Annotated in this window: 22 protein-coding genes and 1 pseudogene; 13 read left to right on the top strand and 10 right to left on the bottom strand. The window is 70.6% G+C overall.

Translation table 11 applies throughout. From position 1 onward, the window contains the following. Positions 1-24: 24 nt before the first annotated feature. Complete coding sequence (locus DFR69_RS27615) at positions 25-1,065, bottom strand: ATP-grasp domain-containing protein (protein ID WP_373867037.1); 1,041 nt, start codon at positions 1,063-1,065, stop codon at positions 25-27. A 502-nt stretch (positions 1,066-1,567) separates the two neighbouring features. Here DFR69_RS27615 and DFR69_RS27610 point away from each other — a divergent pair. After that, entirely contained in the window at positions 1,568-2,473 is a 906-nt protein-coding gene (locus tag DFR69_RS27610; protein ID WP_110040723.1) for an alpha/beta hydrolase, read from the top strand. Here DFR69_RS27610 and DFR69_RS27605 read toward each other — a convergent pair. From DFR69_RS27605 to DFR69_RS27590, 4 genes are all read right to left on the bottom strand, one after another. After that, positions 2,470-3,264: a carboxymuconolactone decarboxylase family protein gene (locus DFR69_RS27605; protein WP_110040582.1), complete on the bottom strand. Its 795-nt coding sequence runs from the start codon at positions 3,262-3,264 to the stop codon at positions 2,470-2,472. The genes DFR69_RS27610 and DFR69_RS27605 overlap by 4 nt on opposite strands. Positions 3,265-3,406: 142 nt before the next feature. Further along, positions 3,407-4,246: an ABC transporter ATP-binding protein gene (locus DFR69_RS27600; RefSeq protein WP_110040581.1), complete on the bottom strand. Its 840-nt coding sequence runs from the start codon at positions 4,244-4,246 to the stop codon at positions 3,407-3,409. Further along, a complete protein-coding gene (locus DFR69_RS27595; RefSeq protein WP_244198489.1) occupies positions 4,239-5,330 on the bottom strand; it encodes a FecCD family ABC transporter permease in 1,092 nt (363 codons plus the stop codon). The genes DFR69_RS27600 and DFR69_RS27595 overlap by 8 nt, the downstream gene beginning before the upstream one ends. Then, positions 5,327-6,373 carry a FecCD family ABC transporter permease gene (locus DFR69_RS27590; RefSeq protein ID WP_167456429.1) on the bottom strand — a complete coding sequence of 349 codons (1,047 nt, stop codon included), beginning with the start codon at positions 6,371-6,373 and terminating at the stop codon, positions 5,327-5,329. The genes DFR69_RS27595 and DFR69_RS27590 overlap by 4 nt, the downstream gene beginning before the upstream one ends. 67 nt (positions 6,374-6,440) lie before the next feature. Here DFR69_RS27590 and DFR69_RS27585 point away from each other — a divergent pair, with 67 nt between their 5' ends. Further along, entirely contained in the window at positions 6,441-7,376 is a 936-nt protein-coding gene (locus tag DFR69_RS27585) for an ABC transporter substrate-binding protein (protein WP_244198488.1), read from the top strand. Positions 7,377-7,410: 34 nt separating this feature from the next. On the opposite strand, the gene DFR69_RS27580 is transcribed toward DFR69_RS27585, so the two are convergent. Beyond that, positions 7,411-8,100, bottom strand: coding sequence for a PadR family transcriptional regulator (locus DFR69_RS27580; protein ID WP_110040579.1), 690 nt, complete (start codon positions 8,098-8,100; stop codon positions 7,411-7,413). Positions 8,101-8,230: 130 nt separating this feature from the next. On the opposite strand from DFR69_RS27580, the gene DFR69_RS27575 reads away from it, so the two are divergent. Then, positions 8,231-8,737 carry a flavin reductase family protein gene (locus DFR69_RS27575; protein WP_110040578.1) on the top strand — a complete coding sequence of 169 codons (507 nt, stop codon included), beginning with the start codon at positions 8,231-8,233 and terminating at the stop codon, positions 8,735-8,737. Between the two features lie 53 nt (positions 8,738-8,790). Here DFR69_RS27575 and DFR69_RS27570 read toward each other — a convergent pair whose 3' ends face one another. Then, positions 8,791-10,422 (bottom strand): flavin-containing monooxygenase, encoded by a 1,632-nt coding sequence (locus DFR69_RS27570; protein WP_110040577.1) that lies wholly within the window; start codon positions 10,420-10,422, stop codon positions 8,791-8,793. A 198-nt stretch (positions 10,423-10,620) separates the two neighbouring features. Here DFR69_RS27570 and DFR69_RS27565 point away from each other — a divergent pair, with 198 nt between their 5' ends. The 7 genes from DFR69_RS27565 to helR all read left to right on the top strand — a co-directional run bounded on the left by DFR69_RS27565 (position 10,621) and on the right by helR (position 18,588). Then, positions 10,621-12,156 carry an FAD-binding protein gene (locus DFR69_RS27565; protein WP_110040720.1) on the top strand — a complete coding sequence of 512 codons (1,536 nt, stop codon included), beginning with the start codon at positions 10,621-10,623 and terminating at the stop codon, positions 12,154-12,156. Between the two features lie 92 nt (positions 12,157-12,248). After that, entirely contained in the window at positions 12,249-12,620 is a 372-nt protein-coding gene (locus DFR69_RS27560) for a nuclear transport factor 2 family protein (protein ID WP_110040576.1), read from the top strand. Between the two features lie 11 nt (positions 12,621-12,631). Further along, positions 12,632-14,293: an FAD-binding protein gene (locus tag DFR69_RS27555; RefSeq protein ID WP_110040575.1), complete on the top strand. Its 1,662-nt coding sequence runs from the start codon at positions 12,632-12,634 to the stop codon at positions 14,291-14,293. A gap of 8 nt (positions 14,294-14,301) precedes the next feature. Next, on the top strand, positions 14,302-14,559 hold the full coding sequence (locus DFR69_RS27550) for a hypothetical protein (protein WP_110040719.1): 258 nt from the start codon (positions 14,302-14,304) through the stop codon (positions 14,557-14,559). Between the two features lie 20 nt (positions 14,560-14,579). Beyond that, a complete protein-coding gene (locus tag DFR69_RS27545) occupies positions 14,580-15,371 on the top strand; it encodes an SDR family NAD(P)-dependent oxidoreductase (RefSeq protein WP_110040574.1) in 792 nt (263 codons plus the stop codon). Next, positions 15,368-16,243 carry an alpha/beta fold hydrolase gene (locus DFR69_RS27540; protein ID WP_110040573.1) on the top strand — a complete coding sequence of 292 codons (876 nt, stop codon included), beginning with the start codon at positions 15,368-15,370 and terminating at the stop codon, positions 16,241-16,243. The genes DFR69_RS27545 and DFR69_RS27540 overlap by 4 nt, the downstream gene beginning before the upstream one ends. A gap of 164 nt (positions 16,244-16,407) precedes the next feature. Next, positions 16,408-18,588, top strand: coding sequence for an RNA polymerase recycling motor ATPase HelR (gene helR / locus DFR69_RS27535; protein WP_110040572.1), 2,181 nt, complete (start codon positions 16,408-16,410; stop codon positions 18,586-18,588). A gap of 71 nt (positions 18,589-18,659) precedes the next feature. Here the strand turns inward: helR and DFR69_RS27530 are convergent, their stop codons facing one another. The 3 genes from DFR69_RS27530 to DFR69_RS27520 all read right to left on the bottom strand — a co-directional run bounded on the left by DFR69_RS27530 (position 18,660) and on the right by DFR69_RS27520 (position 20,616). Further along, complete coding sequence (locus DFR69_RS27530; RefSeq protein WP_110040571.1) at positions 18,660-18,875, bottom strand: hypothetical protein; 216 nt, start codon at positions 18,873-18,875, stop codon at positions 18,660-18,662. A gap of 114 nt (positions 18,876-18,989) precedes the next feature. After that, entirely contained in the window at positions 18,990-19,817 is an 828-nt protein-coding gene (locus DFR69_RS27525; protein ID WP_110040570.1) for a mycofactocin-coupled SDR family oxidoreductase, read from the bottom strand. A gap of 1 nt (position 19,818) precedes the next feature. Further along, a complete protein-coding gene (locus DFR69_RS27520; protein ID WP_110040569.1) occupies positions 19,819-20,616 on the bottom strand; it encodes a mycofactocin-coupled SDR family oxidoreductase in 798 nt (265 codons plus the stop codon). 189 nt (positions 20,617-20,805) lie between these two features. On the opposite strand from DFR69_RS27520, the gene DFR69_RS27515 reads away from it, so the two are divergent. The 3 genes and pseudogenes from DFR69_RS27515 to DFR69_RS27505 all read left to right on the top strand — a co-directional run. Beyond that, positions 20,806-21,861 carry a ferredoxin--NADP reductase gene (locus DFR69_RS27515; RefSeq protein WP_110040568.1) on the top strand — a complete coding sequence of 352 codons (1,056 nt, stop codon included), beginning with the start codon at positions 20,806-20,808 and terminating at the stop codon, positions 21,859-21,861. 15 nt (positions 21,862-21,876) lie between these two features. Then, complete coding sequence (locus DFR69_RS27510) at positions 21,877-23,376, top strand: MDR family MFS transporter (RefSeq protein WP_110040567.1); 1,500 nt, start codon at positions 21,877-21,879, stop codon at positions 23,374-23,376. Then, positions 23,370-23,629 (top strand): annotated as a pseudogene (locus tag DFR69_RS27505) (2-keto-4-pentenoate hydratase); the annotation flags it as partial. The gene DFR69_RS27510 and the pseudogene DFR69_RS27505, both read left to right, overlap by 7 nt.

The raw sequence follows: 23,629 nt of genomic DNA, 5'->3' as shown, positions 1-23,629 counted from the left end.
GTGCACCGCCGCTGCCGCGACCGATCAGACGTAGAAATCGAGTTCTTCTTGTCGTTTGAGCAGATCCCGCAACGTGTACGGATCCTCGCCGAAGAAATAGAGCAGACCCCAGTGATTGCCGTACGCCGTGCGTTTGGTGACCTTCTCGGTCAGCGGGGCGGTCAGTTCGTGCGATTCGAAGTAGTCGTGGTCCTCGGTCTCCTCCGGCACCGACAACCGGCTCACCACGCGTCGGCGCGGATAGACGCCGAAGCACCCCGCGTGCCCGGTGGCGTCCACCACCTCTTTCGGGAAGAACGCCGCGATCTCCTCCTCGGTCGTCTTCGGGTCGAACGCCAGCACCAGCGCGTGATAGGCGTTGAAACCGTAGGTCCGCTCCAGCAGCTCGAACACCTTGAAACCCGGCGGACGATAGGCCACCTCACCGAAATACATCTCGCCGTCGCTGGTCACGAAGTACTCGGGGTGCAGGAATCCGAAGTCGATGTCGAAGGTCTTGATCAGCTTTTCGACCTGCCGGGTGATCTCGGGCCGGTACTTCTCCAGTTCCGGCGTCGCGGGGACGAACACCGAGTACCCGAGCGTCACGTATTCCGAGATGTTCAGAAAGCAGATGCGGCCGTTGTGCACCCACGCTTCCACCGCGAACTCCCAGCCGTCCAGGTGCGATTCCATCAGCATGGGGAACTCGTCGTCGGGGATGGTGTCGACCTCGTCCGGGGTCCGGATGATCCGGTGCCCGAGGCAGCCCGCCTTGTCGAACGCCTTGAGGTGGATGGGATCGTTGGGATCGCCGTCGAGTTTGAGCAGGGTTTGATTCACCCTTTTGAGGAAGCGGATCACGTCGTCACGTTCGTGCGCCTCCTCGAAGATGCCGACGCGGATGCCGCCGAGTTGTGCCCGCCGCTTCATCAGCGATTTGTCGCGCAGCAGCATGGACTGCCCGAGCAGGCGCGGATTGTCGAGCAGCACGGAGTTGATCGCGCCCGCCCATTCCACCGTCTCCTCGAAGATCGGAATGGCGACATCGACGCCTTCGTCGCGCAGGGTCTCCGCGATCTCCATCGAGCGATCGTTGAGCCGCTCGAAATCCCAGGGGATGTAAGGGATGTCGTGTTCTCTGCAATAGGGCTCCGCCCAGTCCGGAGCGACGACGAGATAGCGTCGATCGAAGCGATCGACGGCTTCCACGGCGTTGAGACTCCAGCCCAGCAGGGCGACGTAGCCTTTGTTCGGGTCTCGGGTTTTCGATTCATCGGTGGAAATCGGCAACGCATTTCCCTTCTCGACCGGCGGCACCGGACGCCGGGATCCGGCCGGATCGCTGCGATGCCGCCATCACCGAGGAATACCCGCCGCCGCGGGCGGCACGCATGACAGTGCTGTGACCACGGCCGGGTTTCCGCCCAGTGGGAGAACGCGGTTCAGGTGGGGACAGGGGCACCTACGGTGGCCGGACGACGTGCCTCGACGCCGATTCCGTCGCCGATTGCCAGGAGGACCAGTGACTGTGCGCGAATTCCCGACCAGTGGGCCCGGTGCGGTTCCCGATCCGGAAGTGGCGGCCATGCTCGCCACGCTCGACGCGGGGTTCCCCGATGTGGCGACGATGACGGCGGCCGAGGTGCGGGCCGCGATCCTGGGCCGCAGGGCGCCGCTGCAGCGGCTTCCCGACATGCGCCTGGCGCGCGATCTCACGATCGAGGGGCCCGGCGGTGACCTGCCGGTGCGGGTGTACCGGCCGCACGGCCCGGAGACCGCGCTCCCGGTGATCGTGTTCGCGCACGGTGGCGGCTTCGTGTTCTGCGATCTGGACAGCCACGACGAGTTCTGCCGGTCGATGGCGGCGGGCGTCGGCGCGGTGGTGGTGTCGGTGGATTACCGTCTCGCGCCGGAACATCCGGCACCGGCCGCGCACGACGACGTGCTCGCGGCGCTGCGCTGGACGGCCGAGCACGCGGGCGAGTACGGCGGTGATCCGACGCGGATCGCGCTGGCCGGGGACAGCGCGGGCGGCAATCTCGCGGCGACGGTCGCGATCGCGGTGCGCGACGGCGGCGGCCCGCCGGTCGCGGCCCAGATCCTGATCTACCCGGTGATCGACGACGACTTCGACACCGAGTCCTACCGGCGCTTCGGCACCGGCCACTACAACACGACCAGCGCCATGCGCTGGTACTGGCGCAACTACGCGCCCGACGGCACCGACGACGTCCGCCTGGTCCCCACCCGCGCCGCCACCCTGGCCGAGCTACCGCCCGCGGTGGTGATCACGGCCGAACTGGACCCGCCGTGCTCGGCGGGCGACGCCTACGCGCAGCGCCTCGCGAGCGACGGCGTCCCGGTCCGGCACCGCCGCTACAACGGCCTGTTCCACGGCTTCCTCACCATCCCGTCCCTGAAAGCCACCGCCACCGCCCGCACCCAGGTCTGGGCGATGATCCGCGACGTCCTCGACCAGCGGGTGGGCTAGCGCTCGGCGAAGACGGCGCGCGCCACCGCGATGCCGTTGAGCGCGGCGGGGAAGCCCGCGTAGCCGATCATCTGGATCAGTACCTCGACGATCTCGGCCCTGGTCGCGCCCACGTTGAGGGCACCGTGGATGTGCACACCGAGCTGGGGTGCGACGCCGAGGACGGTGCACATCGCGATCGTCACCAGCTCGCGGGTCCGCAAGTCGAGTCCGGGCCGGGAGTAGATGTCGCCGAAGGCGAATTCGACCACGTAGCGGGCGAAGTCGGGGGCGATGTCGGCCAGCGAGGCGACCACCTGCTCGCCGGCGTGGCCGTCGATGGCGGTCAGTGCCGCGCTCCCGCGCGCGAAGCGGTCGCCCTCGGGGACGGCGGCGGCCGGCTCCTCGGCCGGGTCGACGCGGGCCGCGAAGACCTCCTCGGCGACGCGCAGCCCGTTCAGCGCGGCGGGGAAACCGGCGTAGACGCTGGCGTGGATCAGCACCTCGACGATCTCGGTGCGGGTGGCGCCGACATTGAGCGCGCCGTCGATGTGCCAGCGCAGCTGCGGGGCGGCGTGGCCGAGCGCGGCCAGCGCGCCGACGGTCGCCAGCTGCCGTTCCCGCAGGGGCAGCCCGGGGCGGGCGAGAATGTCGCCGTAGCCGAACTCGACGGTGAGCCTGCCCACGTCGGGGGCGATGTCGGCCAGGCTGTCCAGCACGGCGGCCCCGTCCGGTCCGCCGATGTGCCGGAGCAGCGCGGAGCCGCGCTCGAACCGGTCGTCGATGTCGTTGAGCTGCTGAGTTGTGGTCATGGGACGAACTGTAGGAGTTGGAGTTCACTCCAACGCAAGCCCAGATCTCCTGCGCCCGTTCACCATCGAACTCGCCCGACCGCTCGCGCCGGGTTCGGCGCCGAGCCTGCCGTCGCGGAGCCGACGCTGTCGGCGGACCCGCCTAGGAGGCGCCGCGCCGACCCGGCACGATCATCGGCGATCCCGTGATCGGGTCGTCGACGACCACACAGTCCAGATCGAAGACCTCGCGCACGAGTTCCGGGGTGACCAGCTCGCGGGGCGCGCCCCGGCCGATGATCCGGCCGTCGCGCATGGCGATGAGGTCGGTGGCGTAGCGGCAGGCCAGGTTCAGGTCGTGCAGGACGGCGACGACGGTCCGGCCGTGGTCGCGGTACAGCCGTTCGCACAGGTCGAGGACGTCGATCTGGTGGCTGATGTCGAGGTAGGTGGTCGGCTCGTCGAGCAGCACGATCGAGGTCGCCTGGGCCAGCACCATGGCGATCCAGACCCGTTGGCGCTGCCCGCCGGACAGCTCGTCGACCCGGCGGTGCCGCAGGTCGGTGGTGCCGGTCGCGGCCAGCGCCTCCTCGACCGCGGCGGCGTCCTCGTCGGACCACTGGCGCAGCAGCCCCTGGTGCGGGTAGCGGCCGCGGGCGACGAGGTCGCCGACGACGATCCCGTCCGGCGCGCCCGGCGTCTGCGGCAGCAGGCTGAGCCTGCGCGCGGTCTCCTTGGTCGAATAGCGGTGGATGTCCTTGCCGTCCAGGATCACCGAGCCGGCGCCGGGACGCAGGATCCGCCCGAGGGCCGCGAGCAGGGTCGACTTCCCACAGGCGTTGGGCCCGATGATGACGGTGAACCGCCCGTCGGGCACGGCGATGTCCACCTCGTGCAGCACAGTCCGCTCGCCGTAGGCGACCCGCACCGACGCGCCGCGCAGCCGGGCCCGCCCCTGCTCGTCGCCGGTGGATTCGACCGTCCCGGTGGATGTTTCAGACACGATGGCGCAGACCCTCTCGTACCAGCAGCCAGATGAGGAAGACCCCGCCGATGCTCACCGTGATCACGCCGACGGGCACGGGGGCGGGAAAGGCGTGTTCGGCCACCAGATCACTCACCCCGAGCAACAGCGCACCGACGCACGCGGCGGCGAAGATCGCGGCGCCGGAGGTACGGGTGAGTCCGCGCGCGAGATGCGGTGCGGCCAGGGCGATGAACGCGATCGGCCCGGCCGCGGCCACCGACAGGCCGACGAGCACGGTCGCCCCGGCCATCAGCCCCATCCGCGCGCGGCCGCCGCGCACGCCCAGCGTGGTGGCGACGGTGTCGCCGAGGTCGAGGGCGTGGAACGTCCGGTCGAGCACGACGAGCACCGGGGTCACCACCGCGAGGCCGATGCCGATGACCAGCACCTGCCCCCATCCCCGGCCGCTGAGCGAGCCGATCAGCCAGGCGTTGGCCACCGCGGCCGAGGGCAGGTACGCCTGACTGAGCAGGTAGTACGTCGCCGAGGTCGACAGCGCGCCGAGCGCGATGCCGACCAGCACCAGCCGGGTCCCGCGCAGCCCACCGAGCACGGTGAGCACGGCCATGACCGCCAGCGTGACCAGCGCGCCGAGCGCGGCCCCGAGCGCGCCCATACCGAGCGTGCCGCCGAAGGTGATCAGCACCAGGACGGCGCCGACCGCCGACCCGTCGGTGAAGCCGATGATGTCGGGGCTGGCCAGCGGATTGCGGTACAGCCGTTGGAAGATCGCGCCCGCGGCGGCGAGCCCACCGCCCACGCCGACCGCGACGAGCACGCGGGGAAGCCGCCGGTCGACGACGAAGAACTGGTCGAGCCTGCGCCGCGGCTGCCCGGTGAGCACGTCCCACAGCGCGCCGGGCCCGATCGTGTACTCGCCCACCATGAGCGAGACCGCGACCAGCACCAGCACCGCGAGCACCAGCCCGGCGGTGACCAGGCTCGCGCGCCGATCGAACCGCACGGTGGCGCGCCCGAGCCGCAGCACCATATCGGTCGGGGTGATCCCGGTGGCGGTGAGCCTGCGCGATCCGGGCCCGGACAGCTGGGTGAGCGTCACGACTCGGCCCCCATCCGCGGGCTGAAGACGATGAGCGCGATGAGCGCGGGACTGCCGAGGAAGGCGGTCATCACGCCCACCGGCACGGGTTCGCCCCCGGCGACGATCCGGCCGAGCACGTCGGCGGCCAGCAGCAGCACGGGGGCCAGCAGCATCGACAGCGGCACGAGCAGGCGGTAATCGGCGCCGACGAGGTAGCGCGCGATGTGATAGACCAGCAGACCGACGAACGCGATCGGGCCGGCCAGCGCGGTGGCGGCCCCGCACAGCACGGTGACCACGACGAAGCCGAGAAAGCGCACCCGCCCCAGGTTCACCCCGAGCGCCGCGGCGGTCCGGTCCCCGAGGCTCAGGGCGTTGAGCGCCCGGCACAGCAGCAACGCCAGCAGCGCGGCGCCGATCACGTACGGCAGCAGCGGCACGATGTCGGCGAGATCGCGCGCGGCCAGGGAACCGATCCGCCAGAAGCGGAAGGAATCCAGGACGTCCTCGTCCATGAACACCAGCAGCTGCGTCACCCCCGACAGCACCGCCGCCAGCGCCACCCCCGACAGCGCCAGGCGCAAGGGTGACGCCGTCGCCTGCCCGATCATCGACAGCAGATACACGACGATCGCCGCGGCCCCGGCCCCGGCGAAGGCGAACCAGGTGTAGCCGGTGACGCCGAGACCGCCGGTGAGGCTGAGCCCCACCACCACGCCCAGTGCCGCGCCCGCGTTCACCCCGAGCAGGCCCGGGTCGGCGATCGGGTTGCGGGTGAGCGCGCCGATCACCACGCCGGCCGCGCCGAGCGCGACACCGCAGACCAGGCCGACGACAGTGCGGCTCAACCGCCAGTCCCCGATGATCACCCGCACGCTGCCGTCGCCCCGCCCGAACAGCGCGGCGACCACCTCGCCCATCGGGATCGATTTCGCGCCGATCGCCAGACTGGCCACGCACACGCCGAACAGCAGCACGGCCGAGATCAGCAGCACGACACCGCCGCGCGCGAGCGGGGTGGCGCCGGGGCGGGCCGTCACGGCGGAGGGACTCGAACGCACCGGCGGGACTGTACCCGCCGCCGAGAAGCGAGGGCAACCTTGGTTAGGTTAGGCTAATGTCACTGGGGTGGAGATCAACAAGAGCAGAAGCCGACGGCTGCTGACCGCCCTCGGCGCGCTGGTCGCGGCGACGAGCCTGGCGCTGACCGGTTGTGGTTCGGCCGATTCCGAGGTCGCCGACGGTCAGGTCGTCACCCACGCGATGGGCGAGACGAAGGTACCGGCAAACCCGCAGCGCATCGTGGTCCTCGACTCACCGCACCTCGACGCGCTCGTCGCGCTGGGCATCACGCCCGCCGCGGTGACCGAACGCGCGATGGGCTACGGCGCGCCGAAATATCTGGCCGACAAGCTGTCCGGGGTACCGACGGTGGGCACCATCCAGGACCCCGACGTGGACGCCATCGCCAACCTGGCCCCCGATCTGATCATCGGCACCAAGGTGCGCCACGAACCGCTCTACACCCAGCTCAGCGGCATCGCGCCGACGGTGTTCTCGGAGAACTCGGGCACCAACTGGCACGAGCAGGCGAATCTGACGGCCGCCGCGGTCGGCAAGTCGGCCGAGATGACCGAGCTGCTCACCCAGCTCGACACCCGCGCGAAGGCGGTCGGCCAGCGGATCGGCGCGCCGGGCAAGACGGTGTCGATGGTCCGCTTCACCGAGGACCGGTTCCGCCTGTACGGCCCGGAGACGTTCTCCGGTTCGCTGCTGGCCCAGGTCGGTTTCCGGCATCCGGCGCGGGAGTGGAACAAGTACTCGATGGCCGAGCTCGATCCCGAGCAGTACGAGCAGATCAACGGTGACGTGGTGTTCCACGCCGACTACACGGGCTCCTCGACCGGTACCACCAAGGCCAGGGTGACCGCGCTGTGGGGTTCGCTGCCCGCGGTGGCCGGTGGCCGTGCCTACGAGGTCGCCGACGACACCTGGATGCTCGGCATCGGTGTGCTCGGCGCGAACAAGATCATCGACGACATCGAGCGGCTCGCCACGAAGTGAGCCGGGGTGGGGGCACGCACCTGCCCCCACCCGCTCAGTCGCCGTTGGGGTGCCCGCCCTCTTCGTTGACGCGCTGCTCGATCTCGCGCCACCGTCCCGGCGTGGGGTGCGGGTACTCGGCGCGGTCGTCGTGCTCGGCGCCGGCCAGCACGGTCGCTGCGGCGTCGATCTCGTCGATCAGCTGCTCGGCGAGGTCGCGTTCGGTCTCGTAGTGGCGCTGCGCCCACTGCAGCACGATCTGCGAGTACGCCCAGCCCGGTTCGGATTTGGCGGCCTCGGCGTCGACCGCGGCGTGCTTCTGCAGCCGGTCGACATCGGCGATGTGGTCGCGCAGGATCTGCTTGAGCCGATCGGGCGAGCCGAGGTGGCCGAACATGACCCGCAGCAGCACATGGTGTTTGAGCACCGACGGGTCGACGGGCGCGTTGTTCCACCAGGTGGTGACGGCGCCGCGCCCGGCGTCGGTGATCTGGTAGAGCCGCCTGCCGCGGGTCGCGTTGTCGCGATCCAGCCGCGAGGTCGCGAACCCGTGCTGTTCGAGCTTCTTCAGTTCGGCGTAGATCTGGCTGTAGGACGGCGTCCAGTAGATGTAGCGCAGACTCCAGTCGGCCCACTTCTTCAGGTCGTAGCCGGAGACCTCTTCCTCGTAGGAGAGCATGGCGAGGACCGCCCAGCTGGTCGGCGGCAGATTGGGCACGCCGGAGTCGGGGTCGGGAGTCGCCATCGGTGCATGGTAGCAAGCCTGGGCAGTGGTCCAGTCCACGCGGCAACCGCTGACCGGGAGGACGTCTTGAGCCGGGCGCCGGGCAGCACCGATGGTGGGAAGCATCGAATTCCGTCCGGGAGGATCCCCCATGAATGCAGACCACGTCGTCGTCGACGCGGACATCCCCGCCCCCGCCGAGCTGCGCAGAGTGCTCGGGCATTTCGCGACCGGTGTCGCGGTGATCACCGCCCACGACGGGACGGGGCCGCTGGGTTTCGCCTGCCAGTCGGTGGTGTCGGTCTCCCTGGATCCGCCGCTGCTCTCGTTCTGCCCGGCCAAGACCTCCACCAGCTGGCCGCGGCTGCGCGAGGTGGGCACGCTGTGCGTCAACGTGCTGGCCGAGGACCAGGGCGTGCTGTGCCGTCAGTTCGCGGTGAGCGGCGCGGACAAGTTCGCCGGGATCGACTGGGAGCGGGCCGGTAACGGCGCGCCCGCGCTGGCCGGCGCGCTGGCCACGATCGAGGTGACCGTCGAGCTCGAGCACGACGCGGGCGACCACACCGTGGTCCTGGCCCGGATCGGCGCGCTGCGCGCCGTCGAGGGGGCGCGGCCGCTGCTGTTCTATCGCGGCGGGTTCGGCGGCTTCGCGGCCTGACGACACACGACGACGGGGTGGTCCCTTGCGGACCACCCCGTCGTCGTTCACCCTCACGGCTCGATCACGTCGAATCCCTTGTACCCGGCGGCGGCGACCTCGGCGATGATCTGGCCGTAGACCCCGAAACCACCGACGAAAGGCATGAACACCCGCGGCCTGCCCTCGATGTTGGCGCCCAGATACCACGAATTCGCCTGCGTCATCAGGGTTCCCGCCGCCCGGTCGGCGCACTCACGCACCCAGTCGGCCACCGCGTCGGGCCGCGCCTCCAGCGCCACCGCTCCCCTGCCGTCGAGGAACTCGATGGCCTCGGCCACCCAGTCGACGTGCAGTTCCGAGTGCAGCACCATGTTCGCCAGCACCGACGGGCTGCCCGGCCCGGTGAGATTGAACAGGTTGGGGAAACCGGTGACCCCCAGTCCGAGATAGGTTTTCGGCCCCTCGCGCCACGCCTCGTTGAGGGTCTGCCCGCCGCGCCCGACGATGTTCATCTTCGCGACCGAGCCGGTCATGGCGTCGAAACCGGTGGCGAGCACCAGCGTGTCGATCGGGTGATGGGTGTCGGTGGTGTGCACGCCCTCGGCGTCGATGCGGCTGATGGGGGTCGCGCGCAGGTCGACGAGCTCGACGTTGTCGCGGTTGTAGGTCTGGTAGTAGTTCGTGTCCGTGCAGATCCGCTTGGTGCCGATGGGATGGTCGCGCGGGATCAGCAGATCGGCGACGCGCGGGTCGGCGATGACCGCGCGCACCTTCTCCTCCCAGAACTCCCTGGCGGTGTCGTTGGCGGCGAGATCGGTGAGCTGGTCGGGGAAGGTCTTGCTGAACAGCACACCGCCCAGCGCCCAGCGCTTCTCGTAGGCCTCGCGGCGCTCCCGCTCGTCGACCGCCAGCGCCGATTCCGGATGCGCCTGATGCGGGGAACCGCCGCCGCTGAGCATCGACAACCGCCTGCGCTCGGGGTAGCCGGCCTTCTGCGCCTGCCGATCCTGCTCGGTCAGCGGCGTGTTGCCCGCGGGCACACTGTAATTGGCGGTGCGCTGGAACACGGTGAGCCGCTCGGCCTGCTCGGCCAGGCACGGGATGGTCTGGATGCCGGAGGAGCCAGTGCCGATCACGCCGACCCGCTGACCGGTGAGGTCGACGCCCTCGTGCGGCCAGTGCGAGGTGTGCAGGATCCGGCCGGCGAAGGTGTCCAGGCCCGCGATGTCCGGGGTGTTGGCGTTCGACAGCGGCCCCGTCGCCAGCACCACGAAGCGCGCCGAGACCGCGCGGCCGGTGTCGGTGCCGACCCGCCAGCGCAGGGTCGTCTCGTCGAGCACGATATCGGTGACCCTGGTTTCGAATTCGATGTCGCGGCGCAGGTCGTAGCGGTCGGCGACGTGTTCGAGATAGGCGAGGATCTCGGGTTGGGTGGCGTACTTCTCGCTCCAGTCCCAGTCCTGCTGTAGTGCGTCGTCGAAGGAATACGAGTAGTCGACGCTCTCGACGTCGCAGCGCGCGCCCGGGTAACGGTTCCAGTACCAGACGCCGCCCACGCCTGCGCCTGCCTCGAACACCCGCACCGTGAGCCCGCTGCGGCGGAAGCGGTGCAGGGCATACAGTCCGGCGATGCCCGCGCCGACGACGACCACGTCGACGTCGGCCGGGTCGTTCGCTGCTGCCGATGGGGTCTCGGGGTTCACAGTGTCTGCCTTTCGCTGGAGACCGGTTTCTCTGCGGGCGACGCTAAAGACGCGCGGCCCCGCGGCGCAGGACCCCTTCCCGCTGACCGGCACATTCGCCGCGGCGATGTCGTCCCGGTGATCGGGATGATCCACATCACGTCGGCCCGGTCCGGCCCTACCGTCGTCGGCGATGTGCGGTGGCACCAGGAGGAGACAGTGGTGATCTGGAACGACGAAGTGGACGTGCTGGTCGCGGGCTCGGGCGGCGGCCTGGCCGGGGCCTATACGGCCGCGCGCGAGGGACTCAGCGTGGCGGTGGTCGAGGCGACCGACAAGTTCGGCGGCACGACGGCGTATTCGGGCGGCGGCGGGGTGTGGTTCCCGTGCAACCCCGTGCTGGAACGGGCGGGCACCGACGACACGCTCGAGGACGCGCTCACCTACTACCGGGCCGTCGTGGGCGACCGCACGCCGGAGGACCTGCAGCGCACCTATGTGACGCGCGGGCGCGACCTCATCGAATACCTCGAAGCCGACGATCATTTCGCGTTCGAGATGCTGCCGTGGCCGGATTACTTCGGCAAGGCACCCAAGGCCAGGCTCGACGGGCAGCGCCACATCATGCCGACGCCGCTGCCCGCCGCCGAGCTGGGCCCGCTGCGCGAATCGCTGCGTGGCCCGCTCGACACCGATCGGCTCGGCGCGCCCCTGCCCGAGCTGCTCATCGGCGGCCAGGCGCTGATCGGGCGGATGCTGCGCGCGCTGTCCAGTTACCCGCACGTCCAGCTGCACCTGAACTCCCCGCTGGTGGAACTGGTGGTCGAGGACGGCGCGGTGACCGGCGCGATCGTCGAACGCGACGGAGCCAGGGTCGCGATCCGCGCCCGCCGCGGTGTGGTGCTGGCCGCGGGCGGCTTCGAGCAGAACGACGAGCTGCGCGCGCACTACGGGGTGCCCGGCGAGGCCAGGGACACCATGGGGCCCTGGGGAAATCAGGGCCTGGCGCATCAGGCGGGCATCGCGGCGGGCGCCGACACCGATCTGATGGATCAGGCGTGGTGGTCGCCGGGCCTGACCCACCCGGACGGACGCTCGGCGTTCGCGCTGTGGTTCACCGGCGGCATCTTCGTCGACCAGGAGGGCAACCGGTTCGTCAACGAGTCCGCGCCCTACGACCGGCTCGGCCGCGACATCATCCGGCAGATGGACGAGCGCGGGCTGAGCCTGCCGTTCTGGATGATCTACGACGACAAGGAGGGTGAGGTGCCGCCGATCAAGGCCACCAACGTCTCCATGGTCGAGACCGAGAAGTACGTCGCGGCGGGCCTGTGGCACACCGCCGACACCCTCGCCGAACTGGCCACGAAGATCGGCGTGCCCGCCGCGGCGCTCGAGGCCACCGTGGCGCGGTTCAACGCGATGGTGCCCACCGGCGTCGACCCCGATTTCGGGCGCGGCGACGAAGCCTACGACCGCGCCTTCTCGAATGGCGAGCCGCCGCTGGTGGCGATCGACCAGGGCCCCTACCACGCGGCCGCGTTCGGGATCTCCGATCTGGGCACCAAGGGCGGCCTGCGCACCGACGCCGCGGCCAGGGTGCTCGGCCGCGACGGCGAGCCGATCCCCGGCCTCTACGCGGCGGGCAACACCATGGCCGCGGTGAGCGGCACCGTCTACCCCGGCGGCGGCAATCCGATCGGCGCGTCCATGCTGTTCAGCCACCTCGCCGTGCGCCACATCCTGGAGGGATGACCCTTCCCGCTGGCCGGGAGGCAGCCCCCGGCCGGGCCACCCGATGTGGCACGGTTCACAGACCAACCTTTCGACATCTCAGGAGCAACACGATGGCTTCAGCCGACGACATTCGCGCGACGGTCCGGAAATATGTGGAGGCCGTCGGCAGCGGCACGGCCGCCGATATCGTCGCCCTCTACCGCGAGGACGCGACGGTGGAGGACCCGGTCGGCAGCGAGCCGCATGTCGGCGTCGCGGCGATCCGCAAGTTCTACGAGGCCATCGAGCCGATGGAGCGCTCGACCGAGCTGTTCAGCCTGCGCGTGGCCGGCGACAGCGCGGCGTTCAGCTTCCGCGTGGTCACCGAGTTCGGTGACCAGACCTTCACCCTGGACCCGATCGATGTCATGACCTTCGACGAGGACGCCCGCATCGTCAGCATGCGCGCGTTCTGGTCGCAGGACGACATGGTCATCGGCTGAGCGAGGCGAGAATGACTGCGACCGAACACCATTGGGATCATGAAGTCGGTTTCCTCGTCGTCGGCTCCGGCGCCGGCGGGTTGACCGGTGCGCTCGCCGCCGCCGACCGCGGCCTGGACACCCTCGTCATCGAGAAGGCCTCGGTGTTCGGCGGCAGCACCGCCCTCTCCGGCGGCGGGATCTGGGTGCCGAACAATCCGACGTTGCTGCGCGAGGGCCTCGGCGATTCCCGCGCCGACGTGCGCGCCTACCTCGACGCCGTCGTCGGTGACCGGGTGCCCTCGGCCAACCTCGACGCGTTCATCGACGCGGGCCCGCGCATGCTCCAGTTCCTCGAGACCAGCCCGCACCTGCGATTCCAGTGGTGCACCGGCTATTCCGACTATCATCCGGAGGCGCCGGGCGGGCGTCCGGCGGGCCGCTCCATCGAGCCGCTGCCGGTGAACCTCAAGGAACTGGGCCCCGACGAGCACCTGCTGCGTCCCGCCGCCTTGGCGACGCCGCCGGGGCTGTTCATCACGTCCAAGGACTTCGTGCAGCTCAACATGGTGACCCGCACCTGGAAGGCGCGCTGGACGGCGCTGCTGACCGGCCTGCGCGCCGTCAAGGCGATCCTGCTGCGCAGGCACATGGACACCCTCGGCCGGGCCCTGATCGCCCGGCTGCGGCTGGCCCTGCGCGATGCCGGGGTGCCGCTGTGGCTCGACACCCCGCTGCGCTCGCTCATCACCGACGAGTCCGGCGCGGTGATCGGTGTCCTCGCCGAGCGCGGGGGCCGCGAGTTCCGGATCAGGGCGCGTCACGGCGTGCTGCTGGCCACCGGCGGCTTCGAGTACAACCAGGCGATGCGCAAGCAGTACCTGCCCGAGGGCGGGCGCGACAATTTCAGCGCCGCCTCCGCCGACAACACCGGTGACGGCATCATCGCGGGCGAGAAGGTCGGTGCCGCGGTCGATCTCATGGACGACGCCTGGTGGATGCCGTCGTTCCAGCGCCCCGAGGGGATCAACCAGGTGCTCGTCTCGGAGCGCTCGATCCCCCGCTCGATCATCGTCGACAGCACGGGCAAGCGCTTCACCAACGAGGCGTCGCCGTACGTGACGTTCGTGCACGCCCAGCTGGCGGGCAGCCACGATCCGGCGTGGCTGGTGTTCGACGCGAAGGCCAAGAGCCGCTACCCCATCGGTGGCATCGTGCCGGGCCAGAAGTTCCCCGACACCTGGCTCAGCAGCGGGCTGGTGCAGGTCTCCGACACCGTCGAGGGTCTGGCCGCGGCGATCGGCGTCGCACCGGAGTCGTTGCGCGACACCGTCGCCCGCTTCAACGGGTTCGCCCGCGACGGGCACGACGCCGACTTCGGTCGCGGCGTCAGCGCCTACGACAACTACTACGGCGACCCGACGCTGTCGACGCCCGCGCTCGACGAGATCGACAAGGGCCCGTACTACGCGCTGCGCGTGCGCATCGGCGACCTCGGCACCAAGGGCGGCCTGGTCTACAACGCCGACGCCCAGGTGCTGCGCGCCGACGGCTCGGTGATCCCCGGCCTCTACGCCGCGGGCAACACCTCGGCCGCGGTGATGGGCAACGACTACGCGGGCGCCGGCGCCACCATCGGACCCGCGATGGTCTTCGGCTACCTCGGCGCCCGGCACGCCGCGGGCGAACAGTGAGGTGCGCCATGCAACCCGTCCAGTGCGCGACCTGCGGTAACAAGGTCCTCGCCGAGAAGTTCAGCCCCAGCCACACCAGCGTCCAGTGGCTCGACGACGCCGAGTCGGCGTGCCCGGAGTTCGCGCGCCGCGCGGCACTGGGCGAGCCGAGCAGCTGGATCCCCACCTGCTCCGCGCTGCGCGACTCCATCGAGGACGCCGTGCGCGCGGGCACCTTGGCCACCGATCAGCTGCGCCACGAGCCGGTCCCCGGACAGCTCGGCTGACACATCCCCAGGAGAATTCCATGAACCGACTCGACAATCACCGCACGCTGGTGACCGGCGCCGCCTCCGGCATCGGCCAGGCCACCGCGCTGCGACTGCTCGACGAGGGCGCGCGCGTGGTCGCCGCCGACGTCTCGTCCGACGGCCTGGCCGCCACCCGGGCCCAGGCCGCCGAGCGCGGCACCGCCGACCGCCTCACCACCCTGATCATCGACATCGGCGACGAGCAGTCGGTGGTCGCGGGCGTGCGCTCGGCCGTCGACACCCTCGGCGGGCTGGACTCGCTGGTGAACGCGGCGGGCATCCTGCGCGCCGCGCACACCGACCAGACCTCGCTCGACCTGTGGGACACCATCATCCGGGTGAACCTCACCGGCACCTTCCTGGTGGTCCGCGAGGCGCTGCCCACGCTGCTGGCCAACCCGAGCGCGACCATCGTGAACTTCAGCTCCACCTCGGCGGCGTTCGCGCACCCGTACATGGCGGCCTACGCGGCGAGCAAGGGCGGCATCCAGTCCTTCACCCACGCCATCGCGCTCGAGTACGGCGGCAAGGGCCTGCGCGCGGTGTGTGTGGCGCCGGGCAGCATCAAGTCCGGAATCACCGACGCCACCGGCGGTTACGTGCCCGCCGACGCCGACTGGGCGCTGTTCTCGAAGCTCTCGCCGGTGCTGCCGACCGAGCGTGAGTCCGGCGGCGCGGGCATGGGTGACCCGAACGCGGTCGCCGGCGTCATCGCCATGCTCGTCTCCGAGGACGGCGCGTTCATCACCGGCACCGAGATCCGTATCGACGGGGGCACCCACGCATGAGCGAACTGAGCTACGAGGCCACCCTGCGCGAGATCCGCACCGACGCCGGTGTGCTGCGCTATCACGAGGCCGGCGAGGGTCCCCCGCTGCTGCTGCTGCACGGCTCGGGGCCCGGCGTCACCGGGTGGCGCAACTTCCGCGGCAACCTGGCCACCTTCGCCGACCGATTCCGTTGCCTGGTGCTGGAATTCCCCGGTTTCGGGGTGAGCGACGATTTCGGTGGCCATCCGATGGTCACCGCGCTCGACGCGGTCACCCGGTTCGTCGACGCGCTCGGCCTGGACCGGGTCGACATCATCGGCAATTCGATGGGCGGCGGTGTCGCGCTGAACTACGCGATCGCGCATCCGGAGCGGGTGGGCAAGCTGGTCACCATCGGCGGGATCGGGCGCAACCTGTTCAGTCCCGGTCCCGGTGAGGGCATCAAGCTGCTGCAGGAGTTCACCGAGGAGCCCACCCGCGAGCGGCTGATCCAGTGGCTGCACTCGATGGTGTTCGATCCGGCGATGGTCACCGAGGAGCTGATCGAGGAGCGCTGGACCCAGGCCACCGACCCGGCGACCCTCGACAGCGCCCGCCGCATGTACAGCAAGGCCGCCTTCGCGATGATGGTCAAGGCGATGGAGGCCTCCGACGCCCCGCCGCCGTGGGCGATGCTGCACAAGGTGCAGGCGCCGACGCTGATCACCTGGGGCCGCGACGACCGGGTGAGCCCGCTCGACATGGCACTGATCCCGATGCGCACGATCCCGCGCGCCGAACTGCACGTGTTCCCGAACTGCGGGCACTGGGCGATGATCGAACGCAAGGACGAGTTCGAGTCGGCGGTGCTGGCGTTCCTGACACGGAAGGATCTCGACTCGGCGAGCTGAGGGAGGACACACACTCCCTTCCCTTTCCAACATATAGCGCACAGGGGGCCTTGCCGCAAGGCCCCCTTCGTGCCGCATAATCGTCCGCCGTAGCCCATGAGCTGCGGAAACGGGTGTGATCGTCGCGCTCCGCCGGGATGGACGAACCGGGAAAGTGAGGGCATGTGTCAACTCAGGGATATCAGGACGAGCTACGGTCCGAGCAGCAGTACGTGGTCGGCCTCTACGCGCGGCTCGACGCCGAGCGCGCGCGGGTGCGCGGGCGCTACGAGGCGGCCTTGCGCGGCAAGGGTGTCTCGGCGATGGAACGGGATTTCGAGGTCCGCGCGCTGGCCAAGGAGGCCAAGCGGCTGGATGTGGCCGACAACGGGCTGTGTTTCGGCCGGCTGGACGCGCTCTCGGGGGAAACCAGCTACATCGGCCGCATCGGCCTGTTCGACGAGACCGACGAGTTCGATCCGCTGCTGCTCGACTGGCGCGCGCCCGCCGCGCGTCCGTTCTACGTGGCGACCGGCGCCTCGCCGGAGGGCATGCGCGGGCGCCGCCAGTTCCACACGCGCGGGCGGCAGGTGACCGGCTTCACCGACGAGGTGCTGGGCAGGCCCGACGGCGAGGCGCGGGGCGACGCGGCGCTGCTCGCCGCGGTGAACGCGCCACGCGGCGCGGGGATGCGCGACATCGTCGCGACCATTCAGGCCGAGCAGGACGAGATCATCCGTCTCGATCACCCCGGTGTCCTGGTGATCGAGGGTGGGCCAGGGACCGGGAAGACCGTCGTCGCCCTGCACCGCGTGGCCTACCTCCTCTACACCCAGCGGGCACGGATGGAACGTCAGGGCGTTCTCGTCGTCGGGCCCAATCCGGCCTTCCTGAACCACATCTCGCACGTGCTGCCGTCACTGGGCGAGACCAACGTGGTGTTCACGACCGCGGGTGAGCTACTGCCCGGACTGCGGGTGACCGCCGAGGACACCCCCGCGGCGGCGCGCCACAAGGGGTCGCTGGAGATCCTCGACGTGCTCGCGGCGGCGGTCGCCGATCGGCGAAGCCTGCCTGCGGAGCCGATGCCGATCGAACTCGCCGATGTCACCGTGCGGATCGACGCCGAGACCGCGCAGTGGGCGACCGAGGAGGCGCGGGCTTCGGGCACACCGCACAACGAGGCCCGCGCGGTGTTCCGCGAGATCATCACCTATGTCCTCACCGAGCGCGCCATCGGCCGTATCGGCAAGGGCTGGCTCACCAGGGACGACCGCGAGGCGTGGGAGCAGTTGCGGGAGGACCTGATCGCCGAGCTCGCCGACAACAGCGCCTTCACCGCGGCGCTGGACGACCTCTGGCCGATCCTGACACCGGAAACACTGCTGGCGCAGCTGTATTCGTCGCGGGAGCGGCTGCGCGCCGCAGGCGCCGACGAGTCGCTGTACCGTGCCGACGGCGCCGCCTGGACGGTGTCGGACGTGCCGCTGCTGGACGAACTCGTCGACCTGCTCGGCCCGCACGAGCCCGTCGACGACACCGCGGAGCGTGAGCGCAGAGCCGAGGCCGCCTACGCCGCCCGGGTGCTCGAGGAGACCATGGTCGCCCGCGCGGATCACATGGACGACGAGGACCACCTCTTCGCCCAGGACATGCTCTTCGGCGAGGACCTGGCCGAACGCTTCCTCGAGCGCGACACCAGGGAACTCGCCGAACGCGCCGCCACGGACCGGGAGTGGACCTACCGCCACGTGGTGGTCGACGAGGCGCAGGAGCTCTCGGAGATGGACTGGCGCGTCCTGATGCGCCGGTGCCCCGGCAAGTCGTTCACCGTGGTGGGCGATCTGGCGCAGCGACGTTCGGCGGCGGGCGCCACGTCCTGGGCCGCCGTGATGGAGCGCTATGTGCCGGGCCGCTGGGCCTACCGCGCGCTGACCGTGAACTATCGCACGCCCGCGGAGATCATGGCCGTCGCGGCCGCGGTCCTCGCGGCATTCGCGCCGGAGGTGCGACCACCGGAGTCGGTCCGCGCGTGCGGTGTCCAGCCGTGGTCACGCCAGGTCGACGACGACGATCTCGGCACGGCCATCGCGGAGTTCGTGCGCGCCGAGGCCGGCAAGCCGGGCACCAGCGTGGTCATCGGGCCGCCCGGCGTCCCCGGTACGGTGACCGCGTCGGAGACCAAGGGCCTCGAGTACGACGCCGTCCTCGTCGTCGAGCCCGCCCACATCCTGGCCGACGGTCCCCGCGGCGCGGCCGAGCTCTACGTGGCCCTCACCCGCGCCACCCAGAGACTGGGCATCCTGCACCAGCACCCACTCCCCCAGGTCCTGGCCGACCTCGGTCCCGCCGTCCCGGCCCGCTGATCCCCGGGCGAAACACGGGCGCGGACCGCCGGGATCGGTCGTCCGCGCGCGTGCCACCCGATCGGACGTGACTAGCAGGTGTTCTCGGCCCGGTACGGATCTTCTGACTGCTGGTTCTCGGGCTGCCCGCCGTTGGGCCCCTCCTGCGGGGCGCCCTCGGTGGAATAGCTGTCCGTGGAGGGCTGGCAGTCCTGGGCGAGTGCGCTCGCTCCGCCCAGGACTGTCATGCCGAGCGCGAGCGCCGCCGCCGCGGCGAGGCGCGTGCCGGGGTTGCTGTGGGTGTTCATCGTGCTCCGTTCCGCCCCTGCGGGCTTCTCGTGCGAACGACGGTCCCGAACCGCTCCGATGAACGGCGCTCACCAGCGTATTCCCCACCTCCGGGGCGGCACCGCCGACACGCGTCAGCGCTGCGTCGAGCCCGCGTCGATGGGGAGGGTGACCGCGGTGACGTAGCGGCCCTCGTCGGAGCCGAGGAACAGGGTGGCGTTGGCGATGTCGATCGGCTCCACCCACGGGATGGGCAGCATGTTCATCGTCACGGCCGCCTCGGCGAACTCCTCCCGGGTGGGGTTCTCCCGGTCGGGCCGGAACACCTTGCGCACCATGTCGTTCTGGATCATCGGAGTGTCCACGTTGGTGGGATGCACCGAGTTCACGCGGACATGGTGCGGCGCGAGTTCCTTGGCGAGCGAACGCATCAGCCCGACGACACCGTGCTTGGCGGCGGTGTAATGGGCGACGCCGACCAGCCCGCGCAGGCCCGCGATGGAGCTGGTGAGGATCATCGCGCCGCCGCCACGGCTGATCAGGTGCGGCGCCGAGGCCTTGCAGGTCTGCCACACGCCGGTCAGGTTGACGTCGATCATCGTCTGCCACTGCTGTTCGGTCAGTTCCAGCGCCGGGCCGCTGTTGCTGATTCCCGCTGTCGCGCAGACGATGTCGAGTCCGCCGAGCTCGGCGACGCCGGCGTCGACGGCGGTGCGCAGTGCGGCGCCGTCACGGACGTCGACGACGGCGCGCACGATCCGCCTGCCGGTGGCCTCGACCGCGCGCACGGTCTCGTCGAGGTCCGCGGGGGTCGCGCCGGGCGAGACCACGGTCTCGACGGGGCCGCACACGTCGACGGCGATGATGTCGGCGCCCTCTTCGGCCAGGCGGATCGCCTGCGCGCGGCCGATGCCGCGGGCCGCGCCGGTGACCAGCGCGACCTTGTTCGATACCCGTCCCATGTCACACCTTCTGAGTAAGTCCGGCATCGACGACGACCTGGGTTCCCGTCACGTAACGGGATTCGTCGGATGCGAGGAAGAGCACGGCGTTGCTCACGTCGACCGGGTCCACCCACGGCACCGGCAGCACCGTGCGCGCCGCGAGCACCTCGGCCGCGTCCTGCCGGGTCGGGTTCGGCAGGTCCGGACGCAGCTTGGCGTAGACGGCGTCGTTGAGGATCATCGGCGTCGCCACCGAGCCGGGATGCACGGTGTTCACCCGGATGCCGCGCGGTCCGAGCTCGTTGGTCAGGGTCCGGGCCAGGCCGACCACGGCGTGCTTGCTCGTGGCGTAGTGCGCCGAGTTCGCCGCGCCGAGGATGCCGTTGATGGAGCTGACGATCACCACCGAGCCGCCGTCGGAGAGGGCGGGCACCGCGGCGCGCACCGTGTGCCACACGCCGGTGAGATTGATGTCGATCGTGAGCTTCCAGTCCTCCTCGGGCATCTCCCAGGACAGGGCGTGGTCGCGGTAGACGCCCGCGTTGGCCACGATCACGTCGAGGCGGCCGAGCGCGGCGACGCCGTCGGCGACGGCGACGTCCAGCGCGGCCTGGTCACGCACGTCGGCCGTCGCCGTCACACACTGCCTGCCCAGTGCCTCGACCTCGGCGGCCGTCTGCGCCAGGCCCGCGGCGGCGGCCTCGATGTCGACGGCGATGATGTCGGCGCCTTCCTCGGCCAGCCGGCGGCAGTGGGCGCGGCCCATGCCCCCGGCGGCGCCGGTCACCAGGGCGACTGTGTTCTGCATGCGGTTCATCGGGCGCCCCCGGAGGTTCGAGTGTCCACGGGGCCGACGCTAGGGCCGGCGCCGGTGCGGTCCGCCGCGTCTTCCCGGTCAGCGGGCGGTCCGTGACCGTCTCCCGTCCACCGGGATCGACACCGCCACCGCCGCCGCTCCCCTGCGACGGTGGGCCGAACACCGGTTCTGTGACGGAGGAGGACACCAGTGACGAGTGCGACTGCCGAGGTCTCGCGGGGCTCGCGGGTGGTGACGCTGCGCGTGGCGGAGGTGATCGAGGAGACCGCGGACGCCCGTTCGCTGGTCTTCGACGTGCCCGCCGACGCCGCCGATCGTTTCGCCTACCGGCCCGGCCAGTTCCTCACGCTGCGCATCCCGAGTGACCGGTCCGCCCCGGTCGCCCGGTGCTATTCGCTGGCCAGTTCCCCGCTGACGGGTGAGCCGCCGCGGGTGACGATCAAGCGCACCGCCGACGGTTACGGCTCGAACTGGTTGTGCGACAACATCTCCGCCGGCGACACCATCGACGTGCTGCCGCCGCTGGGCACCTTCACCCCGGCCTCGCTCGACACCGATCTGCTGCTGTGGGCCGGCGGCAGCGGCATCACGCCGGTCATGTCGATCCTGCGCTCGGCCCTGGCCGGTGGGACCGGCCGGGTGGTGCTGTTCTACGCCAACCGGGGCGCGGATTCGGTGATCTTCGCCGACGCGCTGCGCGAGCTGGCCGAGCAGTACCCGGAGCGGCTCCAGGTGACGCATTGGCTCGAGTCCCTGCAGGGCCTGCCCTCGACGGCCCGGCTGGCCGCGTTCGCCGCGCCGTACGCGTCGTTCGAGTCGTTCGTCTGCGGTCCCGCGCCGTTCATGGCCGCGGTGACCGAGGCGCTGGCCGGTGCGGGCTGGCCACGTGAGCGCGTCACCACCGAGGTGTTCGTGTCACTGACCGGCGACCCGTTCGCCGAGCCCGAGCCCCTCGACCCGGCCGAGGACGCTGACGCGGCCGAGGTCGAGGTGGAGCTCGACGGCGAGGTGCACGCCCTGCGCTGGCCGCGCTCGCGCACCCTGGTCGACGTGATGCTCTCCGACGGCCTCGACGTGCCCTATTCGTGCCGCGAGGGCGAGTGCGGGTCGTGTGCGTGCACCGTGCTCGACGGGGAGGTCGCCATGGACAGCACCGGGGTCCTCGACCAGGACGACATCGACGCCGGATACACCCTCGCCTGCCAGGCCCGCCCGCGCACCGACAGCGTCCGCATCCGCTTCTGACCCGGAAGGTGTGCCGTGGCAACCGATACCGTGCGCGCCGAGGTCGGCTTCGGCTCCGAACGCGGACCCGTGCTGGCCTCGCTCATGCTCGCCACCGCCCTGGTCGCCCTCGATTCGACGATCCTGGCGACGGCGGTGCTCTCGATCACCGACAGCCTCGGCGATTTCGCGCTGTTCCCGTGGCTGTTCACGATCTATCTGCTCGGGCAGGCCGTGACGGTGCCGATCTACGGCGCGCTGGCCGACACGTTCGGCCGCAAGCCGGTGATGCTGTTCGGGGTCGTGGTGTTCGCGCTCGGTTCGCTGCTGTGCGGGCTGGCCACCAGCATGGTGGCGTTGATCGTGTTCCGCGCGATCCAGGGCATCGGGGCGGGCGCCATCCAGCCGACCACCATGGTCATCGCGGGTGATCTCTACACGCTGTCCGAACGGGCCACGGTGCAGGGCTATCTGGCCGGGGTGTGGGCGGTGGCCTCGGTGACCGGGCCGCTGCTCGGCGGTGTCTTCGCCGACTATCTGGGCTGGCGGTGGATCTTCCTGGTGAACCTGCCCGTCGCGGTGCTGGCCGGGTGGATGCTGGTCCGCCACTTCCACGAATCGGTGCCGCGGCGGCGTCATCGTGTCGACTACGCGGGCGCGGTGTTGCTGACGCTCGGCGCGGGGGCCCTGGTGCTCGGGCTACTGGAGGGCGGCCGGGCGTGGGCGTGGGGTTCGCCGACCGGGCTGGGCGTGTTCGCCTGTGCCGCCGTGTCGCTCGCGCTCTTCGTGGCGGTCGAGGCACGGGCGGCGCGGCCGATCCTGCCGCTGTGGTTGTTCACCCGGCGGGTGGTGATCGCCGGCAGTGTGGCCTCGATGCTCGGCGGCGCGCTGCTGTTCGGGTTCACGACGTATGTGCCGATGTTCAATCAGGGCGTGCTCGGGACCAGCGCGCTGGTGGCGGGCATCGTCACCGGCGCGCTCACCCTCGGCTGGCCGTTGAGTGCCGCGCAGGCGGGAAAGGTGTACCTGCGCTTCGGGTTCCGCACCTGCGCCGTGCTCGGCAGTGGTGTCGCGGCGCTCGGCACGGCGACGACCCTGCTGCTGGACGAGGGTTCGCCGCTGTGGCAGGTCGCGGCCTCGTGTTTCGTGGTCGGCGCCGGCATGGGCTTGGTGGCCACGCCGACCTTGATCGCTGCGCAGACGAGCGCGGCGTGGACCGAACGCGGCGTCGTCACCTCGGCCAACCTGTTCGCGCGGTCGCTGGGCAGCGCGGTGGGGCTGGCGGTGTTCGGTGCGCTCGTCAACGCCCGCCTCGACGGCGCCGGGGCGCCCTCACCGGAGAATCTGTCCGCCGCTGTGCATCTGGTGTTCGTGAGCATCGCGGCGATGACCGTCGTGTTGGTCGTGGTGTGCGCCACGATTCCGGGGCGATCCCGATTTCCCGTCCATCCAGCGGGAGACCACGACTTGTCCACCCCTCTCGACAGCGAGCATGGGACGAGCACATCAGAGGAGAAGAGGAATTCAGGATGCTGACAGCCAGTGTGCGCGCCGAGGTCGCCGCCGATTTGGCGCGGGCGGAGCGGGATCGGGTGGCGGTGTCCCCGCTCGTCGACCGGTATCCGGGGATCGATGTGGTCGACGCGTATGAGATCCAGCTGCTCAATATCCGGGACCGGATCCACAACGGCGCGAAGGTGGTCGGGCACAAGGTGGGTCTGTCGTCGAAGGCGATGCAGCAGATGATGGGCGTGGACGAGCCCGATTACGGTCACCTGCTCGCCGAGAT

This window comes from Nocardia neocaledoniensis (genome assembly GCF_003182135.1).
GTDB classification, from domain to species: Bacteria; Actinomycetota; Actinomycetes; order Mycobacteriales; family Mycobacteriaceae; genus Nocardia; species Nocardia neocaledoniensis.
This window is presented reverse-complemented; position numbering and strand designations above follow the sequence as displayed.

What these genes read in the sequence shown, in the direction of transcription:
- DFR69_RS27545 (WP_110040574.1), top strand. Translation starts at nt 14,580, where the DNA reads ATGAACCGACTCGACAATCACCGCACGCTGGTGACCGGCGCCGCCTCC.
- DFR69_RS27580 (WP_110040579.1), bottom strand. Translation starts at nt 8,100, where the DNA reads ATGGCGACTCCCGACCCCGACTCCGGCGTGCCCAATCTGCCGCCGACC.
- DFR69_RS27575 (WP_110040578.1), top strand. Translation starts at nt 8,231, where the DNA reads ATGAATGCAGACCACGTCGTCGTCGACGCGGACATCCCCGCCCCCGCC.
- DFR69_RS27540 (WP_110040573.1), top strand. Translation starts at nt 15,368, where the DNA reads ATGAGCGAACTGAGCTACGAGGCCACCCTGCGCGAGATCCGCACCGAC.
- DFR69_RS27615 (WP_373867037.1), bottom strand. Translation starts at nt 1,065, where the DNA reads ATGGAGATCGCGGAGACCCTGCGCGACGAAGGCGTCGATGTCGCCATT.
- DFR69_RS27550 (WP_110040719.1), top strand. Translation starts at nt 14,302, where the DNA reads ATGCAACCCGTCCAGTGCGCGACCTGCGGTAACAAGGTCCTCGCCGAG.
- DFR69_RS27520 (WP_110040569.1), bottom strand. Translation starts at nt 20,616, where the DNA reads ATGAACCGCATGCAGAACACAGTCGCCCTGGTGACCGGCGCCGCCGGG.
- DFR69_RS27560 (WP_110040576.1), top strand. Translation starts at nt 12,249, where the DNA reads ATGGCTTCAGCCGACGACATTCGCGCGACGGTCCGGAAATATGTGGAG.
- DFR69_RS27605 (WP_110040582.1), bottom strand. Translation starts at nt 3,264, where the DNA reads ATGACCACAACTCAGCAGCTCAACGACATCGACGACCGGTTCGAGCGC.
- DFR69_RS27525 (WP_110040570.1), bottom strand. Translation starts at nt 19,817, where the DNA reads ATGGGACGGGTATCGAACAAGGTCGCGCTGGTCACCGGCGCGGCCCGC.
- DFR69_RS27530 (WP_110040571.1), bottom strand. Translation starts at nt 18,875, where the DNA reads ATGAACACCCACAGCAACCCCGGCACGCGCCTCGCCGCGGCGGCGGCG.
- DFR69_RS27555 (WP_110040575.1), top strand. Translation starts at nt 12,632, where the DNA reads ATGACTGCGACCGAACACCATTGGGATCATGAAGTCGGTTTCCTCGTC.
- DFR69_RS27610 (WP_110040723.1), top strand. Translation starts at nt 1,568, where the DNA reads ATGCTCGCCACGCTCGACGCGGGGTTCCCCGATGTGGCGACGATGACG.